This window comes from Cupriavidus sp. 01L43 (assembly GCF_056399925.1).
The window spans coordinates 124,792-149,150 of the sequence record NZ_JBFTSH010000013.1; the positions used below are offsets into that span (position 1 = coordinate 124,792).

The following is a 24,359-nucleotide window of genomic DNA, read 5'->3' on the forward strand; positions in this document are numbered from 1 at the left end:
TGCATATGTACTATATCGATCGCACCCGCATATCACCGGGCATTGATGCCGTGAATCCCGGTGATCGGTGCGCATCAATGTGCCGACGAATCGGCTGAGGGGTGCGACGGGTGCGTCCCCGGCGATGGCCCCGCGCCGGCTGCGCGTCCGATATCGTCGCGCAGTGCCGTGAACTCCTTCTCGAAATCCATCGTCCGGCGCTGCGTCGACATGGCCATCAGCACATGGCTGCCGGCCCGCTGCGCCGCATTGTCCGGCCCCTGCGCGGCACTGTCCTTGATCCAGATCCACACGCGCCGCTCGCGGATGTAGAACATCGAAAAAACGCCAAGAACGAGCAGCAAACAGCCAAGATACACGATGTTTTTGCCCGGCGCACGCGTCATCTGGAACACGCTGGCCTTGATCTGCTGGAAGTCATCGAGCTGCAGGAAAACCGGCGCGCCGTAGAAGAAACTGTCCGACAGCGTGTTGATGGCCTGCTGCAGGAAAGCGCCGCTTTTCGCATCGTTCGCGATGGCCGGCAGGTCGTCGCGCTCACGCGACAGTTGCCACAATTCCCACATCGAGCCATTGAGAATCCTCAGCAGCACATCGGCCGCCTTCTGTTGCTCGGCGGGCGGCACGGACTTTTCGAGGAACGCGGCGATGGCGGTGAAGCCGCCCGGCGGCGCATCGGGCGCGCTGCGCGTGGCGCCGGCGAACAGGTCCATCGCGCGCTGGGCGCTCTCGGCGAGTTGCTTGCGCAGCGTGTCCTTATCGGCGCCGGGCATCGAGATGGCCGCAAAACGGCGCGCGGCTTCGCCACGCATCGCGCTGTCCTGCAGCGCCGCGCGCAGGCGCATCCAGTCGCCCACGCCGTTCTGGTCGTCGGCCGGAATGCGCAGGTAGCGGAACGCCTCGCTCGGCGACTCCCGCATGCCGGCCAGGAACACCGACTGGCCCTCCAGCTGCACCGGCACCATGTAGTTGTTGTATTCGCGCGCCTGGCCGGTGCGGTCGCGCAGCTTGTATTGCACCGACGGGCCGACGTTGCGCAGCGTCTTCTCCTTGTCCGTGCTGGCCGCCGCGCCCAGGTGCTGCTCGAGCGTCTGGTTCAGCGACTTGCGCGCCACGCCCCGAGCGTCGGGCTTGCCCGAGGCATCGGTGACGTTCTCGATATTCATCAGTCGAAAATCACTGAATTCGACGGTCAAATCCTCCTGATCCGCCCCGGTACCGGTGCCAGCCAGCTTGGCGTTGCCGCCGACCGTGCCAGCCAGCGCGAAGGTGCGGTGCGCCGCGCCCGACATCGGATAGCCCACGAACTTGAGCTTGGAGCCGCCATCCTCGAAGCTCGACTGGTAAATTGCCACGCCATCGACGATCAGCGGCTCATTGACCTTGATCGTTGCCTCGGTCTGCTTGCCCGTGGCGCGGTCCGTCACCACCACATCCGAGGCGAACAGCTTCGGCATGCCCGTGGTGTAGTAATCCACCGAAAATTTCTTGAGCGTGATCGTGAACGGCAAGTCCTGGACCAGCGCGCCATCGGCAATGTTCAGGATGGCCGTGGACACCGTGGCGCCCTCGGGCACGAAGGCATTACCCCGGAACCCGGGGTTGCTGGCCGACAGGCGGTGCTTGGCCGGAATCTCGCTGATGATGGCGTTGCCGTCGATTGGGCTCTTGCCGCCGAACCACATCTGGGCGCGGATCAGCATGTCGCCATCGAGCAGGCCGCCGATGCAGATCACCACGATGGACGTGTGCGCCAGGATATAGCCGAGCTTGTTCGCCGCCCCGGCCTTGGCCGCCAGCAGCGTGGCCCCCTCGTGCGCCACCGGCTTCACGCGGTAGCCACGGTTGCGCAGCAGCGCGGTCAGCCTGCCCACCGCCTCCTCGCGGCCGCGCGGGGCCTCGTACTCGGCACGATGGTGGAACGCGCGCAGGCTGCGTTCGCGCACATGGTCTTTCCACGAGCGCATGTCGGCAATCATCCGCGGACCGTTGCGGGTGATGCACAGGGACGTGGAAATCACGAGGAACGCCAGGATCAGCAGGAACCACCAGGAACTGTAGACCTTCTGGAGCGACAGCGCGTGGAACAGGTCCGCCCAGAACGGCCCGAACTGGTTGACGTAGTTTGGATACGGCTCGTTCTGCTTGAGCACCGTACCGATGATGCTGGCGATGGCGATCACCGTCAGCAGCGTGATGGCGAAGCGCATCGAGGACAGCAGTTCCACGCCGTCGCGCAGCACGCGGTGGGGGGTCTTCAGGTGCAGCCCTGAAGTGGATGGGGTGGACATGGGCGGTGACAGGTTTCTGGGTAATGCCGGTGCAGCATGCGGCTGACGTCGCAAAAACATGAAAAAAGGGTGGTCCCGCTTGCAGGCAGGGCCACCCTCTTCGATTGTTGCCCGCGCGTCCGGTTCACCGCTGGAGGTGCCGTGGCGCGTGGGCCGGTACGACTTTAACGGACGCCAGCGACGTAATCCGCCACGGCCTTGATCTCGGCATCCGACATCCTGGCTGTGATCGTGCTCATGACCGAATTATTCTTACGGGTGCCCTGGCGGAACGCCACCAGTTGCGCTTCGGTGTATTCAGAATACTGGCCGCCGATGCGCGGGTACTGGGCCGGAATGCCGGCGCCGGTCGGGCCATGGCAGGCCGCGCACGCGGGCACGCCCTTGGCCGCGATACCGCCGCGGTAGATCTTCTGCCCGGCCTCGATCGTATCCTTGTTCTTCGCCGTGGCCGGCTTCAGCTGCTGCTTGGCCAGGTACGCACCGACGTCCTTCATTTCCTGATCGCTCAGGGCGGAGGCATACGGCGTCATGATGGCGTTAGTACGCGTCTTGGCCTTGAAATCGGAGAGTTGCTTGTGGGTGTACTCAGCCTGCTGGCCTGCCAGCTTGGGATTGGCGGCCGCGCCGCTATTGCCGGCGGCGCCGTGGCAGGAGAGACATGCGGGAACATTGCGATCGGGCGCGCCCTGGGTGTACAGCGTTTCGCCCTTGGCGGGATCAGCCTTGGCGGCGGCCTGCTCTGCGGCAGATGCCAGCCCTGTCATCGCGGCGGCCGGAACAGCCAGCGCCATGACTCCCAGAAGTTTCGCAATGCGGTTCATTCGCACACACCTTGTCAGAATTGTTATGAACACCGTAATGCATGCCGATCTGCCCCTGCTGGCGGTGAGGACGCGCCTTATTGCAAGGGCCTGAGCATCGTGCATCCGATCAGGATGGAACGGGATACACGAAGGTGCCCCGGACCGGACAGGACACCCTGCACTACAACCCGCAAGGATGCCACACGTCACCCGCTCAGGAGACCGTAAACCGGGTTATTGTACAATAAATCGCTTTCCGGATTGACTTGGCTCAGGTCTTGGTCCTGCCCGTGTGGCACCGGCGCACCAGCCGTCCCGGCTCCCCTTCCCGCGGCGCGAGCATTCCGCCCGCGCGCCCACGGCGCGCGCGCTCGTCCGCCTCAACGCCTCACCGTGCTTCAACGCACCACCCGCATGTCGCTCCTACACCAGGCTCGCTTCTTTATTACCGTCAACCACCTCCGCGACCTGCCCGCCACGGCCGTCCCCGAGGTGGCCTTCGCCGGCCGCTCCAACGCCGGCAAGTCGACGGCCATCAACATCCTGTGCAACCAGAAGCGGCTCGCGTTCTCCTCGCGCACGCCCGGGCGCACGCAGCACATCAACTATTTCTCGGTGGCGCCGGTGAAGGTACCGGACCCGCAGGCCTTCCTCGTCGACCTGCCCGGCTACGGCTACGCCGAGGTGTCCGGTTCGGCCAAGTTCCACTGGCAGGGCCTGCTGTCCGACTACGTCCAGACGCGCCAGCAACTGGCCGGCCTGGTGCTGATGATGGACGCGCGGCGCCCCTTCACGGATCTCGACTGCCAGATGGTGGAGTGGTTCCTGCCCACGCGGCGGCCGATCCATGTGCTGCTGACCAAGGCCGACAAGCTCACGAACAATGAAAACGCCAACGCCCTGCGCGAGACGCGTCGTATCCTGGCCGAGTACTCGACCCAGATGGACAATCCCCCGCCGATGAGCGCCCAGCTGTTCTCGAGCCTCAAGCGTCGCGGCATCGAGGAAGCCCAGCGCGTAGTGGCCGGATGGTTGTCCTTGCCCGAGGCCCAGCCGCCCGTGGCCCCGGAGGCGCCCGCCGCCTGAGCCGGCGGGCCTCCATCGAACCGGCAAAAAAAAGCCCCGTTGCAAGCAACGGGGACGAACTTTCCCACCGGTTCAGGGCGGGTACCCGCTCAGGGAGGAGTAGCGGGGGACACCCGCGCTGCGCGAAGCAACACAAGGTGTCCGCGAGTATGATAGCGGGCAGGCACAAAAGTTTAGTTTTTCTTTCGGCGCGCGATCGAGATGGCTGGCCGCGGGGTTTCGCGGTGACGCGCGCCCCGCATTCGTCCCGCTTCCGTTCAGAAATCTGCCTCGATCCCGACATGTCCACTTTCCCCGAGTACCGCCCCCGCCGCATGCGTCGCGACGACTTTTCGCGCCGTCTGATGCGTGAAAATCGTCTCTCGCCCGACAACCTGATCTACCCGGTCTTCATCCTGGAAGGCCAGAACCAGCGCCAGCAAGTGGCGTCGATGCCCGGCGTGGAGCGCGTGTCGGTGGACTTGCTGCTGCCCATCGCCGAAGACTGCGTGAAGCTCGGCATTCCGGTGATCGCGCTGTTCCCTGTGATCGATCCGTCGATCAAGACGCCTGATGGCATCGAGGCCACGCGCCTCGAAGGCCTGGTGCCGCGTGCGGTGCGCGCGCTGAAGGACCGCTTCCCCGAACTGGGCGTGCTGACCGACGTGGCGCTGGACCCGTACACCAGCCACGGCCAGGACGGCGTGCTCGATGACAACGGGTATGTGATCAACGACATTACGGTCGAGATCCTGGTCAAGCAGGCACTCGTGCAGGCTGAGGCCGGCGTGGATATCGTCGCGCCGTCCGACATGATGGATGGCCGCATCGGCGCCGTGCGCGCGGCGCTGGAAGACGCCGGGCACATCCACACGCGCATCATGGCGTACTCGGCCAAGTATGCGTCGGCGTTCTACGGCCCGTTCCGCGACGCGGTGGGCTCGGCGGCCAATCTGGGCAAGGGCAACAAGATGACCTACCAGATGGACCCCGCCAACACGGACGAGGCGCTGCGCGAAGTGGCCCAGGACATCCTGGAGGGCGCCGACATGGTCATGGTGAAGCCCGGCATGCCCTACCTGGACATCGTGCGGCGCGTGAAGGACGAGTTCCGCTTCCCGACTTACGTCTATCAGGTGAGCGGCGAGTACGCCATGCTCAAGGCGGCGGCGCAGAACGGCTGGCTGGACCACGACAAGGTCATGATGGAGTCGCTGCTGGCGTTCCGTCGGGCCGGCGCCGATGGCATCCTGACCTATTTCGCGCGCGACGCCGCGCGGCTGCTGGCCCCCTGACCCCCACGCATGCAACTGCTTGGCTTCTCGGCCAGCCAGGTCCATCCGCTGACCACGCTGGACGAGGCCCGCGACTTCCTGGCGGGCAACGCCGCCGCGCGCTTTGTCTGGGCCGACTTCCTCTTCGACGAGGTGAGCCCGGCGCCGGCCGCGTGGCGCGACAGCCTGGCGGGCCTGACCGGCTCGCCGATCCACGACCTGCATCTGGTCGACGCCATCAATCCCGCGCATCCGTCGTTCTTCGACACGACCAATGCGTACGACATGGTGATCTTCCGCAAGCTCACATTTGAAACGAGCCGGCTCTTCGCGGAAGCCGACGCTGCGCACGCTGGCGCCGGCGGGGTTGCATTGGGCGCAGCAGTGAGTACGCCCGGAGCCTCGGTTATGCCGGCGGCGGGGATGGCTGCCGTGGCGGGCTCGCCTGCGGCAACCGTGCCAGTGGCGCCTGCTGCGCCACCCGCCGCCGCGCCGCAGAAGCCCGCGCGCAAGTATCCGGCCGGCTTCCTGCCGGCGCTGGCCCGCATCGACACCCAGCCCGTCACCTTCTTCGTCTTCGACAGCGTGCTGGTAACGGTACGCCCGGGGCCCTCCCGCACCGTCGACCAGGTCCGGCAGCGGCTGCTCGAGCTATGCGGCGCGCCCCGCCCCGCCTCCGCGCGCCCCAATGGGCAGACATCGCTCGTGCACGGCGTGCGGCCGCCCACGCGCCCCGAGGACCTGATGCTGCGGCTGCTCAATGCGATGGTGGACCGCTACCTCGACCTGCGCGCGCCACTCACTCGCCAACTGGACCGCTGGCAGCGCGCCCTGCTCAGCACGCAGAAGAATTTCTCGAGTTGGGAAGGTCTGCTCGACGCCCGAATCCAATTGCGGCGGCTCGAGCACCTGAGCGAGGAGCAACGCGATGCGCTCCAGGAATTCCGCGACAGCCTGCTCGACAATCGCTACAGCAGTAACGATCCTGCCGTCGGCGACGGCGGCGAAGGCACGGTGGTGGCGGGCCGCGATGAGGTCCTGCTGGTCCGTATCGCAGACCTGATGGAGCACATCCTGCGCGTACTGGCCCACGCCCGGCGACTGGAGGACTCGATCGAGTCGGCAGTGCAGATCCACTTCTCGGCAGTGGCCCATCGGACCAATCGCACCATGCGCACGCTGACCGTCATCACCGCGCTGTTCATGCCGCTGACCCTGATTACCGGCGTCTTCGGCATGAATTTCGATCGAATGCCGTGGCTGCGGGAGGCGAACGGGTTCTGGTGGTCGATCGGCCTGATGGGCGGCGTGGTGGCCACCATCGGCACGATCTGGGCCATTGGCCGCTGGCTGGACCGCTGACGCTGGTTCAGGTACGCGTCTTGGGGCCGAGCGCGCGCTCGAGGCTGTCCAGGAAGCGCGTAGCCGTCTGATAGCCGATCACGCGGACCGGGCGCTCGCGCCCATCAGGGCCGAACAGGATGATCCCAGGGGGCCCGAATAGCCCGAAACGCTTCAGCAGCGCGCGGTCGTCGGCATTGTTGGCGGTGACGTCCGCCTGCAACAGAACGACGTCGGTAAGCCTGGCGCGCACCTTCGCATCCGGAAAAGTCAGTTTCTCCATTTCCTTGCAACTCACGCACCAGTCGGCATAGAAGTCGAGCAACACCGGCCGACCACTGGCGGCTGCCTGCGCCACGCGGGCGTCGAGTTCTGCCACCGAACGGACGCGCTCGAATCGAATGTGATCCGCACGCGCCTGCGGTGCGGTACCCGAAGTCACCACCCCGAGGTGGGACAGCGGCTGCAACGGATCCCGTCCGCCCGAGGCGAGCCCCACCAGCTGGATCGCACCCGCCAGCGCGGCCAGCAGGCCCAGGCCCTTGCCCAGCCGCATCAGTCCGCGCGGGTCGGGGCCAAGCGCATCGAAAGCTCCCAGATAGACCGCCGCCACGATTAGCAGCGCGGCCCAGGCAACCATCACGGCCCACACCGGCGCCACGGGCGTCACCATCCAGAGCGCGACGCCAAGTAGCAGAAATCCGAAAAAGCGCTTGGTAGCCTCCATCCACTTGCCCGCACGGGGCAGCAGGTTGCCAGCACCCACGCCCACCAGCACGAGGGGCACCCCCATGCCAATGGCCATTGCGAACAGCGCCGCACCGCCGGTGAACGCATCGCCAGTCTGGGCGATATAGGCCAGCGCACCGGCCAGTGGCGCGGTCACGCACGGGCCGACGATCAGTGCCGAAATCGCCCCCATGGCCGCCGCGCCGAAAATCTGGCCGCTCTGGCGCTGGTTTGAGGATGCCGTGAGCCGTGTCTGCCAGCGCTGGGGCAGTTGCAATTCATAGAGGCCGAACATCGACAGCGCGAGCGCCACCATCAGCGCGGCGAATGCGCCTAGCACCCACGGGTTCTGCAGCGCGGCGGAAAGCCCTTCGCCGGCGAGGCCGGCCGCCACGCCCACGGCGGTGTAGACCACCGCCATCCCCAGCACGTAGGCCAGAGAGACTAGCAGCGCCCGACCGCGCGTCACATGCTCGCCCACAACGATCGACGACAGGATAGGCACCATCGGCAACACGCACGGCGTGAAGGTCAGCAGGAGCCCCAGTCCGAAGAACAGCGCGGCGATGAGGCCCAGATTGCGGCTTGCCAGCGCCCCGGCAATGCGATCGTTGTCATCCCGCAATGCGACGGCCCCGGATGTGACCGGCGGCGCCTTAGCGGATGCAGCAGGCTGGTCGGGCGTTGCCGGCGCCTGCGTGGAAGGTGCGGGTGTCGTACGGTCGCCGAACAGGTTGCCGAGCACCGACCCACCCACCTTGTAAATGCTCTCCATCGGCGGATAGCAGAGCCCCTTGTCCGCGCAGCCCTGCGAGGTCACGACCAGCGACCAGCGGCCATCGGCGGGGGCCTGGACCACAGGCACGCGCACCACCACGCTGCCGCGATAGGTCTCCATGTCCTTGCCGAAGGTCTCGTCGAAATGAACCTGGCCCTGCGGCAACACCGGCGGCCCGAGCTTGATCGTGGCCGGCTGGGTGGCGAACGCAAACCGCTCGCGGTACATGTAGTAGCCATCGGCCACATCGAAGCGGACTTCGATGGTCTGCGGGTCCACCTGCTTCGCCGCGAACCGGAATGCCTTCTCGGGCGGCAGGAAATCCTCCTCGGTCGCGGCATGGGCCACGCGCCCGAGCATCAGGCAGGCGCACAGCATCAGCAGCATTGCGACGATTTGCCGCACCCGCCGACCCTGCATTTGCCATTCCGCAACGGCGTTCCACCCCATGCCGATGCCCGTTCCCGTCGATCCCATGTCGCTTTTCCGATTCTTCAAAGTGTTAGCGCGGCGCGTTGGCGTCGCCAGTGGGCATGCCGCTGGCTTCCTCCCGCACCCACGCCAGATACGGCGCAAATCCTGCTCCAACCGGCCACGCGACGAGCTCCGGCACATCATAAGGATGCTCGGCGCGGATCACCGCCTCGAGGGCCGCATACTGGGCGCGCGTGGTCTTGATCAGCAACGGCCATTCCTGCGCCTGCTCCAGCTTGCCCTGCCACCAGTACTCGGACTGGCACGGCGCGAGCCGGTTCACGCAGGCCGCCACGCGGGCCTCCAGCACTGCCCGTGCCAGGCGCGCCGCCGAGGCCTCGTCTGGCAGGTTCGTCATCGCCACGAGCACCGATTCTGCCGCCTCGCCGGCCGGCTGGATATGAGCGGATTCTGAAACGGTCATGTCATTCTCGGAAAACGTCGCCAAAAACAAAAGAGCCAGGCAAAAGCCTGGCTCAATTGTAAAGCGGTGCTCGATTGCCCGTCAGCGAGGACGGGCACGGCTATCACTTATTCCGCAGCTTCTTCAGCCGGGGCTTCGGTGATTTCCGGACGATCCACCAGTTCGACCAGCGCCATCGGCGCGTTGTCGCCCTGACGGAAGCCGAACTTCAGGATACGGGTGTAGCCGCCCGGACGAGCGTTGTAGCGCGGGCCCAGTTCGGTGAACAGCTTGGTGACCATGTCGCGGTCGCGCAGACGGGCGAAAGCCAGACGGCGGTTGGCAACGGTGTCCTTCTTGGCCAGCGTGATGAGCGGCTCGACAACCTTGCGCAGTTCCTTGGCCTTGGGCAGGGTGGTCTTGATCAGCTCGTGCTGGAACAGCGAGTTGGACATGTTGCGCAGCATCGCGAGACGGTGCGACGAGGTGCGGTTCAGTTTCCGCAAACCATGACGGTGACGCATGATGATTCCTTTMGATTTCAGTGTTTGACCAGCTCTTCTATCGCCAATGCAAAGGCACGGGCGCGGGCCGGTAGTGCTTCAATGCCGCAGGCAACATGCCCTTGGCGCGATGACAGGCGGGACCCCGTTGCCGGAATCCCGCGCCGCCAATTACTTCTCCAGACCTGCGGGCGGCCAGTTCTCGAGCTTCATGCCGAGCGTCAGGCCACGGGAGGCGAGGACTTCCTTGATCTCGTTCAGCGACTTGCGACCCAGGTTCGGGGTCTTGAGCAGTTCGTTCTCGGTACGCTGGATCAGATCGCCGATGTAGTAGATGTTTTCGGCCTTCAGGCAGTTGGCCGAACGCACCGTCAGCTCGAGGTCGTCCACCGGACGCAGCAGGATCGGATCGATCTGCGGCGTGCGGCTCGAGGCGGCCTCGGCGGCCGACTCGGTACCTTCCAGCGCGGCGAACACCGACAGCTGGTCAACCAGGATGCGGGCCGACTGACGAATCGCTTCCTCGGGCGAGATCACGCCGTCGGTTTCGATGTTCATCACCAGCTTGTCCAGGTCGGTACGCTGTTCCACACGAGCGGATTCCACGGCGTACGACACGCGGCGGACCGGCGAGAACGACGCGTCCAGCACGATGCGGCCGATGACCTTGCCCGACTCGTCGCCGAACTTGCGCACGTTGCCCGGCACGTAGCCGCGACCTTGCTCGACCTTGATCTGCATGTCCAGCTTGCCGCCGGCAGACAGATGGGCGATCACGTGACCCGGGTTGATGATCTCGACGTCGTGCGGCAGCTCGATATCGGCAGCCGTGACAACGCCTTCGCCATCCTTGCGCAGCGACACCGTGACTTCGTCGCGGTTGTGCAGCTTGAACACCACGCCCTTCAGGTTGAGGAGCAGGTTGACGACGTCTTCTTGCACGCCATCGATGGTGGAATACTCGTGGACCACCCCAGCGATCGTGACTTCGGTCGGGGCATAGCCGACCATCGACGACAGCAGCACGCGACGCAGGGCGTTACCGAGCGTATGGCCGTAGCCGCGCTCGAACGGCTCCATCACGACTTTGGCGTGATGGTCGCCAAGCGGTTCGACGGCGATGATTTTTGGCTTGAGGAGTGCTGTTTGCATTAGGTTGTCCTTTTCAATACCCTCGGCTCGTTACACCGATAAGGCTGACGTTTGGAACCCGAAAATCCCATCGCACGATGGGCAATAAGCCCGGCGCGCCAAACGGCGCGTCGGGCTGAAAGCGAAGCCTTGCGGTAGGGGCAAGCGCTGAATCGTCCGATGATCGGTTCGGCGATTAACGCGAATACAATTCGACGATCAGGCTTTCGTTGATGTCGCCCGAAATATCGGTGCGATCCGGGGCTTGCTTGAAGGTGCCTTCGAACTTCTTCGAATCCACGGCCACCCAGGTCGGGAAACCCGACTGCTCGGCCAGCGACAGTGCTTCAGCGATACGCACTTGCTTCTTCGACTGTTCGCGCACGGTAATGATGTCGCCGGACTTGATCTGGGCCGACGGCACGTTCATGGCAATGCCGTTCACCAGGATCGCCTTGTGCGACACGAGCTGACGCGCTTCAGCGCGGGTCGAGCCGAAGCCCATGCGGTACACGACGTTGTCCAGGCGCGATTCCAGCAGTTGCAGCAGGTTTTCACCCGTGTTGCCCTTGCGGCGGTCGGCTTCGGCGAAGTAGCGGCGGAACTGACGTTCGAGCACGCCGTAGATACGCTTGACCTTCTGCTTTTCACGCAGCTGGTTGCCGTAGTCGGACGTACGGGCACCCGAGGTGCGGCCGTGTTGGCCAGGCTTGCTGTCCAGCTTGCACTTGTCGGCCAGCGAGCGACGGGCGCTCTTCAGGAACAGATCTGTGCCTTCGCGGCGGGAAAGTTTGGCCTTCGGGCCGGTATAACGTGCCACTTTATCTTCCTTTGATCGATCGCGACGCCATTCGGACGCGCCGCGAGTCCGTCATCTGCATGTGACGGACGGTGGGCTTATGGTTCTTCATCCGCAGCGGCCTGGGCCACGCGGAGGCAACGCAAAAGCATGACGATCGCCCACACCGAGTGCGCCGGTTACCTGGCACCCTGCAAAGCGTGAACGCAAAACGAAAACCTGCCGCAATGAATTGCAGCAGGTCAACGCGCGATATTACCACATCTCGGGGACGAGCGAGAAACCCTGCTCGCCTCCGGACCAACCGGGCGCTTAGATACGGCGGCGCTTCGGCGGACGGCAGCCGTTGTGCGGCACCGGCGTCACATCTTCAATCACGGCGATCTTGATGCCCAGCGCGTTCAGTGCGCGGACAGCCGATTCGCGGCCAGGACCGGGGCCCTTGATGCGCACTTCCAGGTTCTTGATACCCTGGTCTTGCGCCACGCGGCCGGCGTTCTCGGCAGCAACCTGGGCAGCGAAGGGGGTCGACTTGCGCGAACCCTTGAAGCCCTGGCCACCGGCGGTCGCCCACGACAGGGCGTTACCCTGACGGTCGGTGATCGTGATGATGGTGTTGTTGAACGAAGCGTGGACGTGCGCAATGCCGTCGGCAACGTTCTTCTTGACCTTCTTACGCGCGCGCTGGGCGGCGTTGTTCGGACCTTTTGCCATTAGTTTCTTCCTATGCCTTCGGCTTTACTTCTTCAGAGCCACGCCGGCCTTACGCGGACCCTTGCGGGTGCGGGCGTTCGTGCGGGTACGCTGGCCGCGCATCGGCAGGCCCCTGCGGTGACGGACGCCACGATAGCAACCAAGGTCCATCAGACGCTTGATGTTCATCGTGGTTTCACGACGCAGGTCACCCTCGACCGTGACCTTGCCCACTTCGTCACGAAGCTTTTCCAGGTCGGCGTCGGTCAGGTCCTTGACCTTCTTGTCAAACGGAACACCGGTGGCCTCGCAAATCTTGCGAGCGCGCGAGCGGCCAACACCGTAAATAGCCGTCAGGCCGATTTCGGTATGCTTATGGTTCGGGATGTTAACCCCTGCGATACGTGCCATTCGTCAATCCTCTTTCCGATTAGCCTTGGCGTTGCTTGTGGCGGGGATCCGACGAGCAGATCACGCGCACGACACCGTTGCGCTTGATAATTTTGCAGTTACGGCAAATGCGCTTCACAGAAGCCAGCACTTTCATGATTTTCCTCTTTCCTTCAATTCCTGTTCGCTTCACTTCGTCCGGAAGACGATGCGTGCGCGTGACAGATCATATGGGGTCAGCTCGACAGTCACCTTGTCACCCGGAAGTATCCGGATGTAGTTCATTCGCATCTTGCCCGAGATATGCCCGAGTACTACGTGGCCGTTCTCCAACTTGACGCGGAACGTCGCGTTGGGGAGATTTTCCAGGACCTCCCCTTGCATCTGGATGACGTCGTCTTTTGCCATACCTAGAGCCTGTTCCGACCCGGCATCAACGCAAGGTCAGATTACCCTTGAAATTCGCCTTCTTCAGCAGCGACTCATACTGTTGCGACATGACATAGGACTGTACCTGGGCCATGAAGTCCATCGTGACGACCACGATGATCAGCAGCGAGGTTCCGCCGAAATAGAACGGAACGTTCCAGCGCAGCACCAGGAATTCCGGCAACAGGCAGACCAGTGTGATGTAAATCGCACCAGCCAGCGTCAGGCGCACCAGGATCTTGTCGATATAGCGCGTCGTTTGCTCGCCCGGACGGATGCCCGGAATGAAGGCACCGCTTTTCTTCAGGTTATCCGCAACTTCCCGGCTGTTGTACACCAGAGCCGTATAGAAGAAGCAGAAGAAAACAATTGCAGCAGCGTACAGCAGGATGTAGACCGGCTGGCCCGGCGACAGCGTAGCGGCCAGGTCCTTGATGAACCGTCCCACCGCGCCCGTCGACTCGGACGTAAACCAGCCCGCGATCGTCGCCGGGAACAGGATGATCGACGATGCGAAGATCGGCGGAATCACCCCTGCCATGTTCAGCTTCAGCGGCAGGTGCGACGACTGACCGCCGTACACCTTGTTGCCGACCTGACGCTTGGCATAGTTCACCAGGATCTTGCGCTGACCCCGCTCGACAAACACCACGGCGAAGGTCACACCGACCACGATCGCTACGATGACAATCGCTGCGAACGCGCTCATGGACCCCGTGCGGACCAGTTCGAACAGTCCGCCGATCGCGTTGGGCAGGCCCGCCGCGATACCGCCGAAGATGATGATCGAGATGCCGTTGCCCAGACCACGCTCGGTGATCTGCTCACCCAGCCACATCAGGAACATCGTACCGGTCACCAGCGTGATCACCGCCGTCGCCCGGAACATCAGGCCCGGATCGATGACCAGACCCGGCTGCGACTCCAACGCGACCGCAATCGACAGCGCCTGGAACGTGGCCAGAACCACCGTGCCGTAACGCGTGTACTGCGTGATCTTGCGTTGCCCTGCCTGCCCTTCCTTCTTCAGCGTCTCCAGCTGCGGCAGCACGATCGTCAGCAATTGCATGATGATCGACGCCGAGATGTACGGCATGATGCCGAGCGCGAAGACGGTAAAGCGCGACAGCGCACCGCCCGAGAACAGGTTGAACATCCCGAGGATGCCACCCGACTGACTCTGGAAAAGCTTCGCGAGCTGTTCCGGATCGATTCCCGGCACCGGAATATGTGCACCGATGCGGTAGACGATCAGGGCCAGCACCAGGAACATCAGCCGGCGCTTCAAATCGCCGTACTTCGCCGTGTTCCTAGCCTGCGCGCTTGCATTGGGTTTCGCCGTGGCCAAACGATGCTCCGACTGTGACTTCGCCTATGCTGCGAATACTGCTGCAGAATTACTCAGCGATCTGGCCGCCAGCGGCTTCGATCGCGGCCTTGGCACCAGCGGTGGCGCCCAGACCCTTGATCGTTACCTTGCGGGTCAGTTCGCCAGCCTTGATGACCTTGGCGTTCTTGACCAGGTCGCCCACCAGGCCAGCTTGCTTCAGGACCAGCAGGTCCACTTCAGCAGCTTCCAGGCGTTCGATGTCACGCAGGGTCACCTCGGCGTTGAACGCCTTGGTCAGCGAGGTAAAACCACGCTTCGGCAGGCGACGATACAGCGGCATCTGGCCGCCTTCGAAACCCACCTTGTGGAAGCCGCCCGAACGCGACTTCTGACCCTTGTGACCACGACCGGCGGTCTTGCCCAGGCCGGAACCGATACCACGGCCGACGCGACGCTTGGCGTGCTTCGAACCGTCGGCCGGCTTCAGGTTATTCAATTGCATGTTGCTCTCCAAGTCCCCGGGATCAGGCCAGAACCTTCACCAGGTACGAGACCTTGTTGATCATGCCGCGCACGGCGGGCGTGTCCTGCAGCTCCGACACCGAGTTGATGCGGCGCAGGCCCAGGCCACGAACGGTGGCGCGGTGATCCTCGCGCGTGCCGATCAGGCTGCGCACGAGTTGCACTTTTACGGTTTGTTGCGACATTTCGTTCACCTTAGCCGAGGATGTCTTCAACCGACTTGCCGCGCTTGGCAGCGATTTCCGCCGGCGTGCTCATCTTTTGCAGACCATCGATGGTGGCGCGAACCATGTTGTACGGGTTCGTCGAACCGTGCGACTTGGTCACCACGTTCGTCACGCCCATCACTTCGAAGATTGCGCGCATCGGGCCGCCGGCGATCACGCCGGTACCTTCCTTGGCGGGCATCATCAGCACCTTGGCAGCGCCGTGCTTGCCGATGACTTCGTGTTGCAGCGTGCCGTTCTTGAGCGAAACCTTCACCATCTTGCGACGGGCTTCGTCCATTGCCTTCTGCACGGCCACCGGAACTTCCTTGGCCTTGCCCTTGCCCATGCCGATGCGGCCATCGCCGTCACCGACCACGGTCAGCGCAGCGAAACCGAGAATCCGGCCACCCTTCACCACCTTGGTGACACGGTTGACCGAGATCATCTTCTCGCGGAGGCCGTCGTCGCGTTCGTCCTGCTGGACTTTTGCTTGCATCTTTGCCATGACGTATCTCTCTTTGTGCGCTTAGAACTTGAGGCCGGCTTCGCGCGCAGCGTCAGCCAGGGCCTTCACGCGGCCGTGGAAGCGGAAGCCACCACGATCGAACGCGACGGTTTCCACGCCGGCTGCACGGGCCTTCTCGGCCACGCGCTTGCCAACCACGGTGGCGGCGGCAACAGTCGCGCCACTGCCGGTCAGTTCCTTGCGCACTTCTGCTTCGGCGGTCGAGGCCGATGCCAGCACTTGCGTGCCGCACGGCGAGTACACCTGAGCGTAAATGTGCGAATTCGTACGGAACACGGTCAGACGATTGACTTTCAGTTCCGCGATTTTGGCGCGGGTCTGACGTGCACGGCGCAAACGAGCGTCTTTCTTGTTCATCATTGCACCCCTTACTTCTTCTTGGTTTCTTTCAGGATGACGCGCTCGTCAGCGTAGCGAACACCCTTGCCCTTGTAGGGCTCAGGCGGACGGTACGCGCGAACTTCAGCGGCAACCTGACCGACTTTCTGCTTGTCCGCACCCTTGATGATGATCTCGGTCTGCGTCGGCGTTTCCGCCTTCACGCCTTCCGGCATCTCATGGATCACGTCATGCGAGAAACCAAGCTGGAGCTTCAGCGCAGCGCCTTGCAGCTGGGCACGATAGCCCACGCCAACGAGGTTCAGCTTACGCTCGAAACCAGTGGTCACGCCCTTGACCATGTTTGCCGCCAGGGCGCGCATGGTGCCTTGCAGGGCGTTTGCTTCACGCGATTCGTCAACCGGCGCGAAAGTCAGCGTGTCATTCTCGACACTGACCTTGACCAGGTTGTGAATCGGCTGGGACAGCGTACCGAGCGGGCCCTTCACGGAGAGCACGCCAGCCGCCACATTCACTTCCGCGCCTTTCGGCAGCGAGATGGGAGCCTTACCTACACGGGACATGTTTGCTCCTTAAGCGACGTAGCAGAGAACTTCGCCGCCCACGCCGGTGGCACGTGCCTTGCGGTCGGTCATCAGACCCTGGGGGGTCGAGATGATCGCAACACCGAGGCCGTTCATCACCTGGGGGATCTCGCTACGGCCCTTGTACACGCGCAGGCCGGGCTTCGAGACGCGCTCAATGCGCTCGATGACCGGACGGCCGGCATAGTACTTCAGACCGATGCTCAGTTGTGCCTTGCCGCCTTCTTCCTGCACTGCGAAGTCGTCGATGTAGCCTTCGTCCTTCAGGACCTTGGCGATCGCCGCTTTCAGCTTCGACGAGGGCATGACCACCGACGCCTTCTGCACGCCTTGGGCGTTGCGGATGCGCGTCAGCATATCGGCGATAGGATCGCTCATGCTCATACTGTTTCTCCTGTAGCCTGTGCGTAATTACCAGCTGGCTTTCGTCAGACCCGGAATTTCGCCCTTGAAGGCGATTTCGCGGATCTTGTTACGCGCCAGGCCAAACTTGCGGAAGGTACCGCGGGGACGACCGGTGATCGCGCAGCGATTACGCTGGCGGGTCGGATTCGCGTTGCGCGGGAGCTGTTGCAGCTCCAGACGCGCCAGATAACGCTCTTCTTCCGACTTTTCTTGGTCGTCAATAATGGCCTTGAGGTTTGCGCGCTTGGCGGCGTACTTCGCCACCAGCTTGGCGCGCTTCTTCTCACGTTCAATCAGAGCCAGTTTAGCCACGGTAACCCCTTAATTGCGGAACGGGAACTTGAACGCGTTCAGGAGAGCCTTGGCTTCCTCGTCGTTCTTTGCCGTCGTCGTGATGCTGATGTTCAGACCACGCAGTGCGTCGATCTTGTCGTACTCGATTTCGGGGAAAATGATCTGCTCTTTCACACCGATGTTGTAGTTGCCACGGCCGTCAAACGAACGACCCGACACACCACGGAAGTCACGCACGCGCGGCAGGGCCACGGTCACGAAACGATCGAGAAATTCGAACATGCGCTCGCCACGCAGGGTCACCATCGCACCGATGGGGTAGCCCTGGCGGATCTTGAAACCGGCGATGGCCTTCTTGGCCTTCGTCACAACCGGCTTCTGACCAGCGATCTTGGTCAGGTCGCCCACGGCCAGTTCAATGACCTTCTTGTCATTGATGGCTTCGCCAAGACCCATGTTCAGGGTGATCTTGGTGATACGCGGCACTTCCATGACCGACTTGTAACCGAACTGCTCCATGAGCGCCGGCACAACCTTCTCTTTGTAAAACTCTTGCAGACGTGCTGCCATGCTCAACTCCTATCTGTGCCCAGAATCAAGCGGCCACGACGGCGCCGGTCGACTTCAGGAAGCGCACGCGCTTACCCTCTTCAACCTTGATGCCGACGCGCGACGGCTTGCCATTGGCATCCACGAGCGCAACGTTGGAAATATGCAGCGGCATGACCTTGTCGACCACACCACCGGTGGTGCCCAGCATCGGGTTCGGGCGAGCGTGCTTCTTGGCAACGTTCACACCTTCCACAACGACCTTGTCGCCGAGCATGGCTTGCACGGTACCGCGCTTGCCCTTGTCTTTGCCGGTCAGGACGATGACTTCGTCGCCTTTACGAATCTTGTTCATGGCGGCTCCTTACAGCACTTCCGGTGCGAGCGACACGATCTTCATGAAGCGCTCGGTACGGAGTTCACGAGTCACCGGCCCGAAAATACGGGTGCCGATCGGCTCGAGCTTGGTGTTCAGCAGGACAGCGGCATTGCTGTCGAACTTGACGAGCGAACCGTCTGCACGGCGCACGCCCTTGGCGGTACGTACAACGACGGCGTTGTAGATATCGCCCTTCTTTACGCGACCGCGCGGCGCTGCGTCCTTGACGGTCACCTTGATGATGTCGCCCACGCTCGCATAGCGGCGCTTGGACCCACCCAGCACTTTGATGCACAGCACTTCGCGCGCACCAGTGTTATCGGCCACTTCGAGCCGGCTTTCTGTCTGAATCATGGTGTTATCTTCCCAACTTAATCCGCCGGATTTCTCAAGATGGAAGTCCGCCGGTCAGTCTTGGTCCCGTCGGCCCCGGCTTTGCGCCAGTACCGCTTGGGTTGATCAACTTGGAAGTCGGTAGTCACCAGGCAGCCCGGACAACTCCAGGACCACCAGGCCTTGGCTCGCTTCGGAGGTACGCCGTGTTGGTGAAGCTTCGACGAACGCTACAAAGCGGAAGTCCAGGATTATAGCAACATAACCCTGGACTTGCAAGTCAGCGAAGAACTGTTGTTCTTAGATGACGCGCGCAGCTTCTACCAGCCGGGAAACCACCCAGGACTTGGTCCGCGACAGCGGACGCGATTCCTGGATCTCGACCTTGTCGCCTTCCTTGTACTGGTTGGCTTCGTCGTGTGCGTGGTACTTCTTCGAACGCAGCACGTACTTGCCGTACAGAGGATGCTTGACGCGGTTTTCGATCAGGACCGTAACGGTCTTGTCCATCTTGTCGCTAACGACACGGCCTACGAGAGTCCGGCGAAGCGACGTTTCAGTCTTTGCAGCTTCAGTCATTTCGCGTCTGCCTTTTCGCTCAGCACGGTTTGCACACGCGCGATGTCCTTGCGCACCTTCTTCAGCTGGCTGGTGTTCTGCAGCTGTTGGGTGGCCTTTTGCATGCGCAGGCTAAATTGGGCCTTCAGAAGCTCGGAGAGCTCCTGGTTCAGCCCTGCGGCGTCCTTGCCGCGAAGTTCGGATGCTTTCATCCCTGCTCTCCTTACGTCCCGACCTGACGCACCACGAAATTCGTGGCGATCGGCAGCTTGGCGGCCGCGAGGCGGAACGCCTCACGTGCCAGCTCTTCGCTCACGCCATCCATTTCGTACAGCATCTTGCCCGGCTGAATTTCAGCCACGTAGTATTCCGGATTGCCCTTACCGTTACCCATACGGACTTCGGCGGGCTTCTTCGAGATCGGCTTATCCGGGAAAATCCGGATCCAGATGCGGCCGCCACGCTTGATGTGACGGGTCATCGCACGACGGGCCGACTCGATCTGGCGCGCGGTCAGACGACCACGGCCCATTGCCTTCAGGCCGAATTCGCCGAAAGACACGGCGTTGCCACGGGTAGCCTTACCCGTGTTGCGGCCTTTCTGCTCCTTGCGATACTTCCTACGCTTCGGTTGCAGCATTCTTATTCTCCACTCTTCGCATCGCCAGGCGCAGCGCGGCGACCAGCGCCAGCGCCAGCACCTGCACCACCGCGGCGGTTGCCACCCGGACGGCCACCTTCGCCTTCACGGCGACGGCCTTCCGGACGACCCGGGCGACGACGACGGTCTTCTTGAGGCTCTTCCACCACAGGCGCGTCATTGCGGCCCAGGTAGTCGCCCTTGTAGACCCACACCTTGACACCGATGATGCCGTAGGTGGTTTCGGCTTCGGAGAAGCCGTAGTCGATGTCGGCGCGCAGGGTGTGCAGGGGCACACGACCTTCACGGTACCATTCGGTACGTGCGATTTCGATACCGTTCAGACGACCCGAGCTCATGATCTTGATACCCTGGGCACCGAGGCGCATCGCGTTCTGCATCGCGCGCTTCATGGCGCGGCGGAACATGATACGGCGCTCGAGCTGCTGGGTGATCGAGTCGGCGATCAGCTGCGCATCGGTTTCCGGCTTGCGGATTTCCTCGATGTTCACGTGCACGGGCACACCCATGCGGCGTTGCAGCTCGGCCTTGAGCAGCTCGATGTCCTCACCCTTCTTGCCAATCACCACGCCCGGACGCGAGCTATAAATGGTGAGACGGGCATTGCGGGCAGGACGCTCGATCACGACGCGGCCAACCGATGCGTTCTTGAGCTTCTTCTTCAGGAACTCGCGAACTTCGATGTCTTCTTTCAGCATGCCGGCGAACTTCGTGTTGTTGGCGTACCAACGCGAAGCCCAGTTACGGCTGACGGCCAGACGGAAGCCAGTCGGATGAATCTTCTGTCCCATCGTGACTCCTTAGTTGCCGAGCGTCACAGTGATGTGACAGGTTTGTTTCTCGATGCGGTTGCCGCGGCCCTTTGCCCGTGCCGTGAAGCGCTTGAGCGAGGTTGCCTTGTCGACGAAGATCGATTTGACCTTCAGCTCGTCGATGTCGGCGCCTTCGTTATGCTCGGCGTTGGCGATGGCCGATTCGACCACCTTCTTCACGATCCCGGCAGCCTTTTTCGGGCTGAACGTCAGGACGTTGAGCGCACGCTCGATCGGCAGACCGCGGATCTGGTCAGCAACCAGACGCGTCTTCTGGGCGGAGATACGGGCACCGCGATGAATCGCTTTCACTTCCATGATGGCACCTTACCTCTTGGCTTTCTTGTCAGCCGCGTGGCCCTTGAACGTGCGCGTGAGCGCAAATTCGCCGAGCTTGTGGCCAACCATGTTTTCCGTAACGTACACCGGCACGTGTTGACGGCCGTTGTGAACGGCGATCGTCAGGCCAATGAACTCCGGCAGAATGGTCGAGCGACGCGACCAAGTCTTGATGGGTTTCTTATCCTTGCCGCCTGCAGCCGTTTCCACCTTCTTCAGCAGGTGGGCGTCACAGAACGGACCCTTTTTTGCGGAACGTGTCATGTTCTAGGCTCCTACCTACCGATTAACGCTTGTGGCGCTTCTGCACGATCATGCTGGCAGTGCGCTTGTTGCTGCGGGTACGGTAACCCTTGGCCGGGGTACCCCACGGCGAAACCGGATCGCGACCAGCGGCGGTCTTGCCTTCACCACCACCGTGCGGGTGATCCACCGGGTTCATCACCACGCCGCGGACGGTCGGGCGAATACCGCGCCAACGCGTCGCACCGGCCTTGCCGATGACGCGCAGGCTGTGCTCTTCGTTACCCACTTCACCAACGGTGGCGCGGCACTCGATGTGCACGCGACGCACTTCGCCGGAGCGCAGACGCACCTGGGCGTACACGCCTTCGCGGGCCAGCAGCACAGCGGAACCACCAGCAGCGCGGGCGATTTGCGCACCCTTGCCAGGCAGCATTTCCACGTTGTTGATCGTGGTACCGACCGGGATGTTGCGGATCGGCAGGTTGTTACCGGCCTTGATCGGCGCTTCCGAGCCGTTCATCAGCGGCTGGCCAGCCACCATGCCCTTCGTGGCAATGATGTACCGGCGCTCGCCGTCGGCGAACAGCACGAGCGCGATGTTGGCGCTACGGTTCGGATCGTATTCCAGGCGCTCGACCTTGGCGGGGATGCCGTCCTTGTCGTTGCGCTTGAAGTCGACCACGCGATAGTGGTGCTTATGACCACCGCCCTTGTGGCGGGTGGTGATATGACCATTGTTGTTACGGCCCGACTTCTGGAATTGCTTTTCCAGCAGCGGAGCGTGCGGGGCGCCCTTGTGCAGGTCGTTGTTCACGACCTTCACCATCGAGCGGCGGCCCGGGGAAGTCGGCTTGGTCTTGACGAGTGCCATGATTACTTGGCCTCCGCTTCAAAATTGATTTCCTGACCCGGCTTCAGCGACACGTAAGCTTTCTTTACGTGGTTGCGACGGCCCATGAAGCGGCCAAAGCGCTTTTGCTTGCCCTTCTGGTTCAGGATCTGAACGGACTGCACCTCGACCTTGAACAGCAGTTCGACGGCTGCGCGCACTTCTGCCTTGTTGGCATCGCGAGCCACTTCGAACACGACCTGTTCATTCTTGTCGGCGACCAGGGTTGCCTTTTCGGAAACCACCGGCGCGAGCAGCACCTGCATCAAACGATGATCGTTCTTGGCTACTTGCGTCATTTCAGCAACTCCTCGATCTGCGCGACGGCGGCCTTGGTCACGAGCACCTTCTTGTAGTGCACGAGCGACAGCGGGTCAGCCTGGCGCGGCTCCACGACTGCCACGTGGGGCAGATTGCGCGAAGCCAGGTAGAGGTTCTCGTCGAGGCTGTCGGTGATGATCAGCACCGAGTCCAGGCCCATGGCCTTGAACTTGTCGGCCAAGAGCTTGGTCTTGGGCGCGTCGACAGTGAAACCGTCCACCACGTTGATACGACCTTCACGTGCGAGCTGCGAGTAAATCGAGCGCATACCGGCACGGAACATCTTCTTGTTGACCTTCTGGGTGAAGTTCTCTTCCGGCGAATTCGGGAAGATACGACCACCCCCGCGCCACAGCGGCGAGGAAGACATACCGGCACGAGCACGGCCCGTACCCTTCTGGCGCCACGGCTTCTTGGTCGTGTGCTTGACCTCTTCACGATCCTTCTGCTTACGGTTACCGCTACGCGCGTTGGCCTGGTAAGCGACGACGATCTGGTGAACGAGGGCTTCGTTGTAGTCACGGCCGAACACTTCAGGCGACGCGGCAACGCCGGCGCCGATCTGGCCGTTGTCCTGGAGGAGCTTGAGTTCCATTACATGCGCTCCTTAAGCTTTGGCTTTGGCCTTGACGGCCGGGGTAACGACGACCTTGCCGCCCTTGGAGCCAGGAATGGCGCCCTTGACCAGCAGCAGCTTGCGCTCTGCGTCGATCTTGGCGATTTCCAGGTTCTGGACGGTGCGGGTGACATCACCCAGGTGACCGGTCATGCGCTTGCCGGGGAACACACGGCCCGGATCCTGCGCCATACCGATGGAACCCGGCACGTTGTGCGAACGCGAGTTACCGTGGGAGGCACGACCCGATGCGAAGTGATAGCGCTTGATGGTACCGGCGTAGCCCTTACCGATGCTCACGCCCTGCACGTCGATCTTCTGGCCAACCTGGAACAGGTCGACGGAGAGCGAGCTGCCAGCTTGCAGCTCGGCAGCCTTGGCTGCATCGATGCGGAATTCTTTGATGACTTCACCGGCTTCCACGCCGGCTTTGGCGAGGTGACCCGCCAGCGGCTTGGTAACGCGGCTTGCGCGGCGGCTGCCGAAGGTGACTTGAACGGCGGTATAACCGTCGGTCTCGTCCGTCTTGATTTGCGTCACGCGGTTGTCGCCGACCTCGACCACGGTAACGGGAATCGAATCACCGTCGTCCGTGAAAATACGGGTCATGCCAACCTTGCGACCTACAAGGCCAAGGCTCATGGTTTGCTCCATTCCCAGCTGCGATTGGCCGGGGCTGATTGATACACGAAAACTGTGCGATGTGCGGGTTGCGCGAAAAGGATTGCGCACGACCAAAACGGCCCCCACTACCCGGATAAACGGGTAGCCTTACACTATATCGCAGTAGTTTGGAAAGGGCAACATGCACGGCGCCTTTTCTTGAGGGTGCTGGCTCTTTTTTGCCGGGAAGGGGGACGATTTCCGCACTTCCCGGTAAATTTCGGCACGTTGCGGGCCGATGCAGGGCGCCATCCGGGCAGAACACGTGTTGCCCGGAAGCAAAAACGGCGAACTTGCGTCCGCCGTTCTGTGCTGCAGCGGGCCGGAGGACCGGCCCGGGTCAGGCAAGCTTACACCTTGATCTCGACGTCCACGCCGGCCGGCAGGTCCAGCTTCATCAGCGCGTCGACGGTCTTGTCCGTCGGGTCGACGATGTCCATCAGGCGCTGGTGGGTGCGGATCTCGAACTGATCGCGGCTGGTCTTGTTGACGTGCGGCGAACGCAGGATGTCAAAACGCTGGATGCGGGTCGGCAGGGGCACCGGGCCCTTGACGATCGCGCCCGTGCGCTTGGCGGTATCCACGATTTCGGCTGCCGACTGGTCGATCAGGCGATAGTCGAAAGCCTTCAGGCGGATACGGATCTTCTGGTTCTGCATGATATTTCCTTGAAAGAGC

Annotated in this window: 36 protein-coding genes; 3 read left to right on the forward strand and 33 right to left on the reverse strand. The window is 62.6% G+C overall.

Annotated elements, in window-relative coordinates:
* Positions 1-74: 74 nt before the first annotated feature.
* Both AC1DP9_RS20375 and AC1DP9_RS20380 read right to left on the reverse strand, forming a co-directional pair.
* A complete protein-coding gene (locus tag AC1DP9_RS20375) occupies positions 75-2,291 on the reverse strand; it encodes a cytochrome c biogenesis protein ResB (RefSeq protein WP_477108325.1) in 2,217 nt (738 codons plus the stop codon).
* 164 nt (positions 2,292-2,455) lie between these two features.
* Positions 2,456-3,115, reverse strand: coding sequence for a c-type cytochrome (locus tag AC1DP9_RS20380; RefSeq protein WP_092299387.1), 660 nt, complete (start codon positions 3,113-3,115; stop codon positions 2,456-2,458).
* A 396-nt stretch (positions 3,116-3,511) separates the two neighbouring features.
* On the opposite strand from AC1DP9_RS20380, the gene yihA reads away from it, so the two are divergent.
* From yihA to AC1DP9_RS20395, 3 genes are all read left to right on the forward strand, one after another.
* Positions 3,512-4,183 (forward strand): ribosome biogenesis GTP-binding protein YihA/YsxC, encoded by a 672-nt coding sequence (gene yihA, locus AC1DP9_RS20385; protein ID WP_092299390.1) that lies wholly within the window; start codon positions 3,512-3,514, stop codon positions 4,181-4,183.
* A gap of 281 nt (positions 4,184-4,464) precedes the next feature.
* Entirely contained in the window at positions 4,465-5,457 is a 993-nt protein-coding gene (gene hemB, locus AC1DP9_RS20390) for a porphobilinogen synthase (protein ID WP_477108326.1), read from the forward strand.
* Between the two features lie 9 nt (positions 5,458-5,466).
* Complete coding sequence (locus AC1DP9_RS20395; protein WP_477108327.1) at positions 5,467-6,798, forward strand: magnesium transporter CorA family protein; 1,332 nt, start codon at positions 5,467-5,469, stop codon at positions 6,796-6,798.
* Positions 6,799-6,805: 7 nt separating this feature from the next.
* Here AC1DP9_RS20395 and dsbD read toward each other — a convergent pair whose 3' ends face one another.
* The 31 genes from dsbD to rpsJ form a co-directional block, all read right to left on the reverse strand.
* On the reverse strand, positions 6,806-8,734 hold the full coding sequence (dsbD, locus tag AC1DP9_RS20400; protein ID WP_477108349.1) for a protein-disulfide reductase DsbD: 1,929 nt from the start codon (positions 8,732-8,734) through the stop codon (positions 6,806-6,808).
* Between the two features lie 52 nt (positions 8,735-8,786).
* Positions 8,787-9,182 (reverse strand): divalent-cation tolerance protein CutA, encoded by a 396-nt coding sequence (gene cutA, locus AC1DP9_RS20405; RefSeq protein WP_477108328.1) that lies wholly within the window; start codon positions 9,180-9,182, stop codon positions 8,787-8,789.
* Between the two features lie 107 nt (positions 9,183-9,289).
* The gene (gene rplQ, locus AC1DP9_RS20410) at positions 9,290-9,685 is read right to left on the reverse strand and encodes a 50S ribosomal protein L17 (protein WP_011299296.1); all 396 of its coding nucleotides are present in this window, start codon (positions 9,683-9,685) and stop codon (positions 9,290-9,292) included.
* A gap of 150 nt (positions 9,686-9,835) precedes the next feature.
* On the reverse strand, positions 9,836-10,816 hold the full coding sequence (locus tag AC1DP9_RS20415; RefSeq protein WP_092299399.1) for a DNA-directed RNA polymerase subunit alpha: 981 nt from the start codon (positions 10,814-10,816) through the stop codon (positions 9,836-9,838).
* A gap of 175 nt (positions 10,817-10,991) precedes the next feature.
* Positions 10,992-11,615, reverse strand: coding sequence for a 30S ribosomal protein S4 (rpsD, locus tag AC1DP9_RS20420; protein ID WP_092299402.1), 624 nt, complete (start codon positions 11,613-11,615; stop codon positions 10,992-10,994).
* Between the two features lie 291 nt (positions 11,616-11,906).
* Positions 11,907-12,308 (reverse strand): 30S ribosomal protein S11, encoded by a 402-nt coding sequence (gene rpsK, locus AC1DP9_RS20425; protein WP_008642963.1) that lies wholly within the window; start codon positions 12,306-12,308, stop codon positions 11,907-11,909.
* A gap of 24 nt (positions 12,309-12,332) precedes the next feature.
* Positions 12,333-12,698 carry a 30S ribosomal protein S13 gene (gene rpsM / locus AC1DP9_RS20430; protein ID WP_092299405.1) on the reverse strand — a complete coding sequence of 122 codons (366 nt, stop codon included), beginning with the start codon at positions 12,696-12,698 and terminating at the stop codon, positions 12,333-12,335.
* Between the two features lie 19 nt (positions 12,699-12,717).
* Complete coding sequence (gene rpmJ, locus AC1DP9_RS20435; protein WP_008642959.1) at positions 12,718-12,834, reverse strand: 50S ribosomal protein L36; 117 nt, start codon at positions 12,832-12,834, stop codon at positions 12,718-12,720.
* A 32-nt stretch (positions 12,835-12,866) separates the two neighbouring features.
* Positions 12,867-13,085: a translation initiation factor IF-1 gene (gene infA / locus AC1DP9_RS20440; RefSeq protein WP_010812378.1), complete on the reverse strand. Its 219-nt coding sequence runs from the start codon at positions 13,083-13,085 to the stop codon at positions 12,867-12,869.
* A 25-nt stretch (positions 13,086-13,110) separates the two neighbouring features.
* Positions 13,111-14,454 (reverse strand): preprotein translocase subunit SecY, encoded by a 1,344-nt coding sequence (secY, locus tag AC1DP9_RS20445; RefSeq protein WP_092299408.1) that lies wholly within the window; start codon positions 14,452-14,454, stop codon positions 13,111-13,113.
* Positions 14,455-14,503: 49 nt separating this feature from the next.
* Positions 14,504-14,938 carry a 50S ribosomal protein L15 gene (gene rplO, locus AC1DP9_RS20450; RefSeq protein WP_092299411.1) on the reverse strand — a complete coding sequence of 145 codons (435 nt, stop codon included), beginning with the start codon at positions 14,936-14,938 and terminating at the stop codon, positions 14,504-14,506.
* Between the two features lie 22 nt (positions 14,939-14,960).
* Positions 14,961-15,143 (reverse strand): 50S ribosomal protein L30, encoded by a 183-nt coding sequence (gene rpmD, locus AC1DP9_RS20455; RefSeq protein ID WP_006160440.1) that lies wholly within the window; start codon positions 15,141-15,143, stop codon positions 14,961-14,963.
* A gap of 10 nt (positions 15,144-15,153) precedes the next feature.
* Complete coding sequence (rpsE, locus tag AC1DP9_RS20460) at positions 15,154-15,672, reverse strand: 30S ribosomal protein S5 (RefSeq protein WP_092299417.1); 519 nt, start codon at positions 15,670-15,672, stop codon at positions 15,154-15,156.
* Positions 15,673-15,693: 21 nt separating this feature from the next.
* Positions 15,694-16,050, reverse strand: a complete 357-nt coding sequence (gene rplR, locus AC1DP9_RS20465) for a 50S ribosomal protein L18 (RefSeq protein ID WP_092299512.1) — start codon at positions 16,048-16,050, stop codon at positions 15,694-15,696.
* An 11-nt stretch (positions 16,051-16,061) separates the two neighbouring features.
* On the reverse strand, positions 16,062-16,595 hold the full coding sequence (rplF, locus tag AC1DP9_RS20470) for a 50S ribosomal protein L6 (protein ID WP_092299420.1): 534 nt from the start codon (positions 16,593-16,595) through the stop codon (positions 16,062-16,064).
* A 9-nt stretch (positions 16,596-16,604) separates the two neighbouring features.
* Entirely contained in the window at positions 16,605-17,000 is a 396-nt protein-coding gene (gene rpsH / locus AC1DP9_RS20475) for a 30S ribosomal protein S8 (RefSeq protein WP_092141231.1), read from the reverse strand.
* Positions 17,001-17,027: 27 nt separating this feature from the next.
* On the reverse strand, positions 17,028-17,333 hold the full coding sequence (gene rpsN / locus AC1DP9_RS20480; RefSeq protein ID WP_092141234.1) for a 30S ribosomal protein S14: 306 nt from the start codon (positions 17,331-17,333) through the stop codon (positions 17,028-17,030).
* Between the two features lie 9 nt (positions 17,334-17,342).
* Positions 17,343-17,885, reverse strand: a complete 543-nt coding sequence (gene rplE / locus AC1DP9_RS20485; RefSeq protein ID WP_092299425.1) for a 50S ribosomal protein L5 — start codon at positions 17,883-17,885, stop codon at positions 17,343-17,345.
* 25 nt (positions 17,886-17,910) lie between these two features.
* Positions 17,911-18,219, reverse strand: coding sequence for a 50S ribosomal protein L24 (rplX, locus tag AC1DP9_RS20490; protein ID WP_092299428.1), 309 nt, complete (start codon positions 18,217-18,219; stop codon positions 17,911-17,913).
* A 9-nt stretch (positions 18,220-18,228) separates the two neighbouring features.
* Positions 18,229-18,597 (reverse strand): 50S ribosomal protein L14, encoded by a 369-nt coding sequence (gene rplN / locus AC1DP9_RS20495; RefSeq protein ID WP_017225233.1) that lies wholly within the window; start codon positions 18,595-18,597, stop codon positions 18,229-18,231.
* Positions 18,598-18,876: 279 nt separating this feature from the next.
* Positions 18,877-19,155, reverse strand: coding sequence for a 30S ribosomal protein S17 (gene rpsQ / locus AC1DP9_RS20500; protein ID WP_092299431.1), 279 nt, complete (start codon positions 19,153-19,155; stop codon positions 18,877-18,879).
* Positions 19,152-19,346, reverse strand: a complete 195-nt coding sequence (gene rpmC / locus AC1DP9_RS20505) for a 50S ribosomal protein L29 (RefSeq protein WP_092299434.1) — start codon at positions 19,344-19,346, stop codon at positions 19,152-19,154. Before rpmC ends, rpsQ begins: the two co-directional genes overlap by 4 nt.
* A gap of 11 nt (positions 19,347-19,357) precedes the next feature.
* A complete protein-coding gene (gene rplP / locus AC1DP9_RS20510; protein ID WP_006576240.1) occupies positions 19,358-19,774 on the reverse strand; it encodes a 50S ribosomal protein L16 in 417 nt (138 codons plus the stop codon).
* A gap of 2 nt (positions 19,775-19,776) precedes the next feature.
* Positions 19,777-20,586, reverse strand: a complete 810-nt coding sequence (rpsC, locus tag AC1DP9_RS20515; protein WP_441593427.1) for a 30S ribosomal protein S3 — start codon at positions 20,584-20,586, stop codon at positions 19,777-19,779.
* 9 nt (positions 20,587-20,595) lie between these two features.
* Positions 20,596-20,925 (reverse strand): 50S ribosomal protein L22, encoded by a 330-nt coding sequence (gene rplV, locus AC1DP9_RS20520; protein ID WP_010812393.1) that lies wholly within the window; start codon positions 20,923-20,925, stop codon positions 20,596-20,598.
* A gap of 9 nt (positions 20,926-20,934) precedes the next feature.
* Entirely contained in the window at positions 20,935-21,210 is a 276-nt protein-coding gene (gene rpsS, locus AC1DP9_RS20525) for a 30S ribosomal protein S19 (RefSeq protein ID WP_092299440.1), read from the reverse strand.
* Between the two features lie 22 nt (positions 21,211-21,232).
* Complete coding sequence (gene rplB / locus AC1DP9_RS20530; RefSeq protein ID WP_092299443.1) at positions 21,233-22,063, reverse strand: 50S ribosomal protein L2; 831 nt, start codon at positions 22,061-22,063, stop codon at positions 21,233-21,235.
* Positions 22,064-22,065: 2 nt separating this feature from the next.
* The gene (rplW, locus tag AC1DP9_RS20535) at positions 22,066-22,380 is read right to left on the reverse strand and encodes a 50S ribosomal protein L23 (protein WP_092299446.1); all 315 of its coding nucleotides are present in this window, start codon (positions 22,378-22,380) and stop codon (positions 22,066-22,068) included.
* Positions 22,377-22,997, reverse strand: coding sequence for a 50S ribosomal protein L4 (gene rplD / locus AC1DP9_RS20540; RefSeq protein ID WP_092299449.1), 621 nt, complete (start codon positions 22,995-22,997; stop codon positions 22,377-22,379). The genes rplW and rplD overlap by 4 nt, the downstream gene beginning before the upstream one ends.
* 12 nt (positions 22,998-23,009) lie before the next feature.
* Positions 23,010-23,660 (reverse strand): 50S ribosomal protein L3, encoded by a 651-nt coding sequence (rplC, locus tag AC1DP9_RS20545; protein WP_092299452.1) that lies wholly within the window; start codon positions 23,658-23,660, stop codon positions 23,010-23,012.
* A gap of 371 nt (positions 23,661-24,031) precedes the next feature.
* Positions 24,032-24,340 (reverse strand): 30S ribosomal protein S10, encoded by a 309-nt coding sequence (rpsJ, locus tag AC1DP9_RS20550; protein ID WP_006160488.1) that lies wholly within the window; start codon positions 24,338-24,340, stop codon positions 24,032-24,034.
* Between the last annotated feature and the right edge of the window lie 19 nt (positions 24,341-24,359).

Excerpts from the sequence above, each read along its gene's own strand:
- AC1DP9_RS20375 (WP_477108325.1), bottom strand. The coding sequence starts at position 2,291 with ATGTCCACCCCATCCACTTCAGGGCTGCACCTGAAGACCCCCCACCGC.
- AC1DP9_RS20380 (WP_092299387.1), bottom strand. The coding sequence starts at position 3,115 with ATGAACCGCATTGCGAAACTTCTGGGAGTCATGGCGCTGGCTGTTCCG.
- yihA (WP_092299390.1), top strand. The coding sequence starts at position 3,512 with ATGTCGCTCCTACACCAGGCTCGCTTCTTTATTACCGTCAACCACCTC.
- hemB (WP_477108326.1), top strand. The coding sequence starts at position 4,465 with ATGTCCACTTTCCCCGAGTACCGCCCCCGCCGCATGCGTCGCGACGAC.
- AC1DP9_RS20395 (WP_477108327.1), top strand. The coding sequence starts at position 5,467 with ATGCAACTGCTTGGCTTCTCGGCCAGCCAGGTCCATCCGCTGACCACG.
- dsbD (WP_477108349.1), bottom strand. The coding sequence starts at position 8,734 with ATGGGGTGGAACGCCGTTGCGGAATGGCAAATGCAGGGTCGGCGGGTG.
- cutA (WP_477108328.1), bottom strand. The coding sequence starts at position 9,182 with ATGACCGTTTCAGAATCCGCTCATATCCAGCCGGCCGGCGAGGCGGCA.
- rplQ (WP_011299296.1), bottom strand. The coding sequence starts at position 9,685 with ATGCGTCACCGTCATGGTTTGCGGAAACTGAACCGCACCTCGTCGCAC.
- AC1DP9_RS20415 (WP_092299399.1), bottom strand. The coding sequence starts at position 10,816 with ATGCAAACAGCACTCCTCAAGCCAAAAATCATCGCCGTCGAACCGCTT.
- rpsK (WP_008642963.1), bottom strand. The coding sequence starts at position 12,308 with ATGGCAAAAGGTCCGAACAACGCCGCCCAGCGCGCGCGTAAGAAGGTC.
- rpsM (WP_092299405.1), bottom strand. The coding sequence starts at position 12,698 with ATGGCACGTATCGCAGGGGTTAACATCCCGAACCATAAGCATACCGAA.
- rpmJ (WP_008642959.1), bottom strand. The coding sequence starts at position 12,834 with ATGAAAGTGCTGGCTTCTGTGAAGCGCATTTGCCGTAACTGCAAAATT.
- infA (WP_010812378.1), bottom strand. The coding sequence starts at position 13,085 with ATGGCAAAAGACGACGTCATCCAGATGCAAGGGGAGGTCCTGGAAAAT.
- rplO (WP_092299411.1), bottom strand. The coding sequence starts at position 14,938 with ATGCAATTGAATAACCTGAAGCCGGCCGACGGTTCGAAGCACGCCAAG.
- rpmD (WP_006160440.1), bottom strand. The coding sequence starts at position 15,143 with ATGTCGCAACAAACCGTAAAAGTGCAACTCGTGCGCAGCCTGATCGGC.
- rpsE (WP_092299417.1), bottom strand. The coding sequence starts at position 15,672 with ATGGCAAAGATGCAAGCAAAAGTCCAGCAGGACGAACGCGACGACGGC.
- rplR (WP_092299512.1), bottom strand. The coding sequence starts at position 16,050 with ATGAACAAGAAAGACGCTCGTTTGCGCCGTGCACGTCAGACCCGCGCC.
- rplF (WP_092299420.1), bottom strand. The coding sequence starts at position 16,595 with ATGTCCCGTGTAGGTAAGGCTCCCATCTCGCTGCCGAAAGGCGCGGAA.
- rpsH (WP_092141231.1), bottom strand. The coding sequence starts at position 17,000 with ATGAGCATGAGCGATCCTATCGCCGATATGCTGACGCGCATCCGCAAC.
- rplE (WP_092299425.1), bottom strand. The coding sequence starts at position 17,885 with ATGGCAGCACGTCTGCAAGAGTTTTACAAAGAGAAGGTTGTGCCGGCG.
- rplX (WP_092299428.1), bottom strand. The coding sequence starts at position 18,219 with ATGAACAAGATTCGTAAAGGCGACGAAGTCATCGTCCTGACCGGCAAA.
- rplN (WP_017225233.1), bottom strand. The coding sequence starts at position 18,597 with ATGATTCAGACAGAAAGCCGGCTCGAAGTGGCCGATAACACTGGTGCG.
- rpsQ (WP_092299431.1), bottom strand. The coding sequence starts at position 19,155 with ATGACTGAAGCTGCAAAGACTGAAACGTCGCTTCGCCGGACTCTCGTA.
- rpmC (WP_092299434.1), bottom strand. The coding sequence starts at position 19,346 with ATGAAAGCATCCGAACTTCGCGGCAAGGACGCCGCAGGGCTGAACCAG.
- rplP (WP_006576240.1), bottom strand. The coding sequence starts at position 19,774 with ATGCTGCAACCGAAGCGTAGGAAGTATCGCAAGGAGCAGAAAGGCCGC.
- rpsC (WP_441593427.1), bottom strand. The coding sequence starts at position 20,586 with ATGGGACAGAAGATTCATCCGACTGGCTTCCGTCTGGCCGTCAGCCGT.
- rplV (WP_010812393.1), bottom strand. The coding sequence starts at position 20,925 with ATGGAAGTGAAAGCGATTCATCGCGGTGCCCGTATCTCCGCCCAGAAG.
- rpsS (WP_092299440.1), bottom strand. The coding sequence starts at position 21,210 with ATGACACGTTCCGCAAAAAAGGGTCCGTTCTGTGACGCCCACCTGCTG.
- rplB (WP_092299443.1), bottom strand. The coding sequence starts at position 22,063 with ATGGCACTCGTCAAGACCAAGCCGACTTCCCCGGGCCGCCGCTCGATG.
- rplW (WP_092299446.1), bottom strand. The coding sequence starts at position 22,380 with ATGACGCAAGTAGCCAAGAACGATCATCGTTTGATGCAGGTGCTGCTC.
- rplD (WP_092299449.1), bottom strand. The coding sequence starts at position 22,997 with ATGGAACTCAAGCTCCTCCAGGACAACGGCCAGATCGGCGCCGGCGTT.
- rplC (WP_092299452.1), bottom strand. The coding sequence starts at position 23,660 with ATGAGCCTTGGCCTTGTAGGTCGCAAGGTTGGCATGACCCGTATTTTC.
- rpsJ (WP_006160488.1), bottom strand. The coding sequence starts at position 24,340 with ATGCAGAACCAGAAGATCCGTATCCGCCTGAAGGCTTTCGACTATCGC.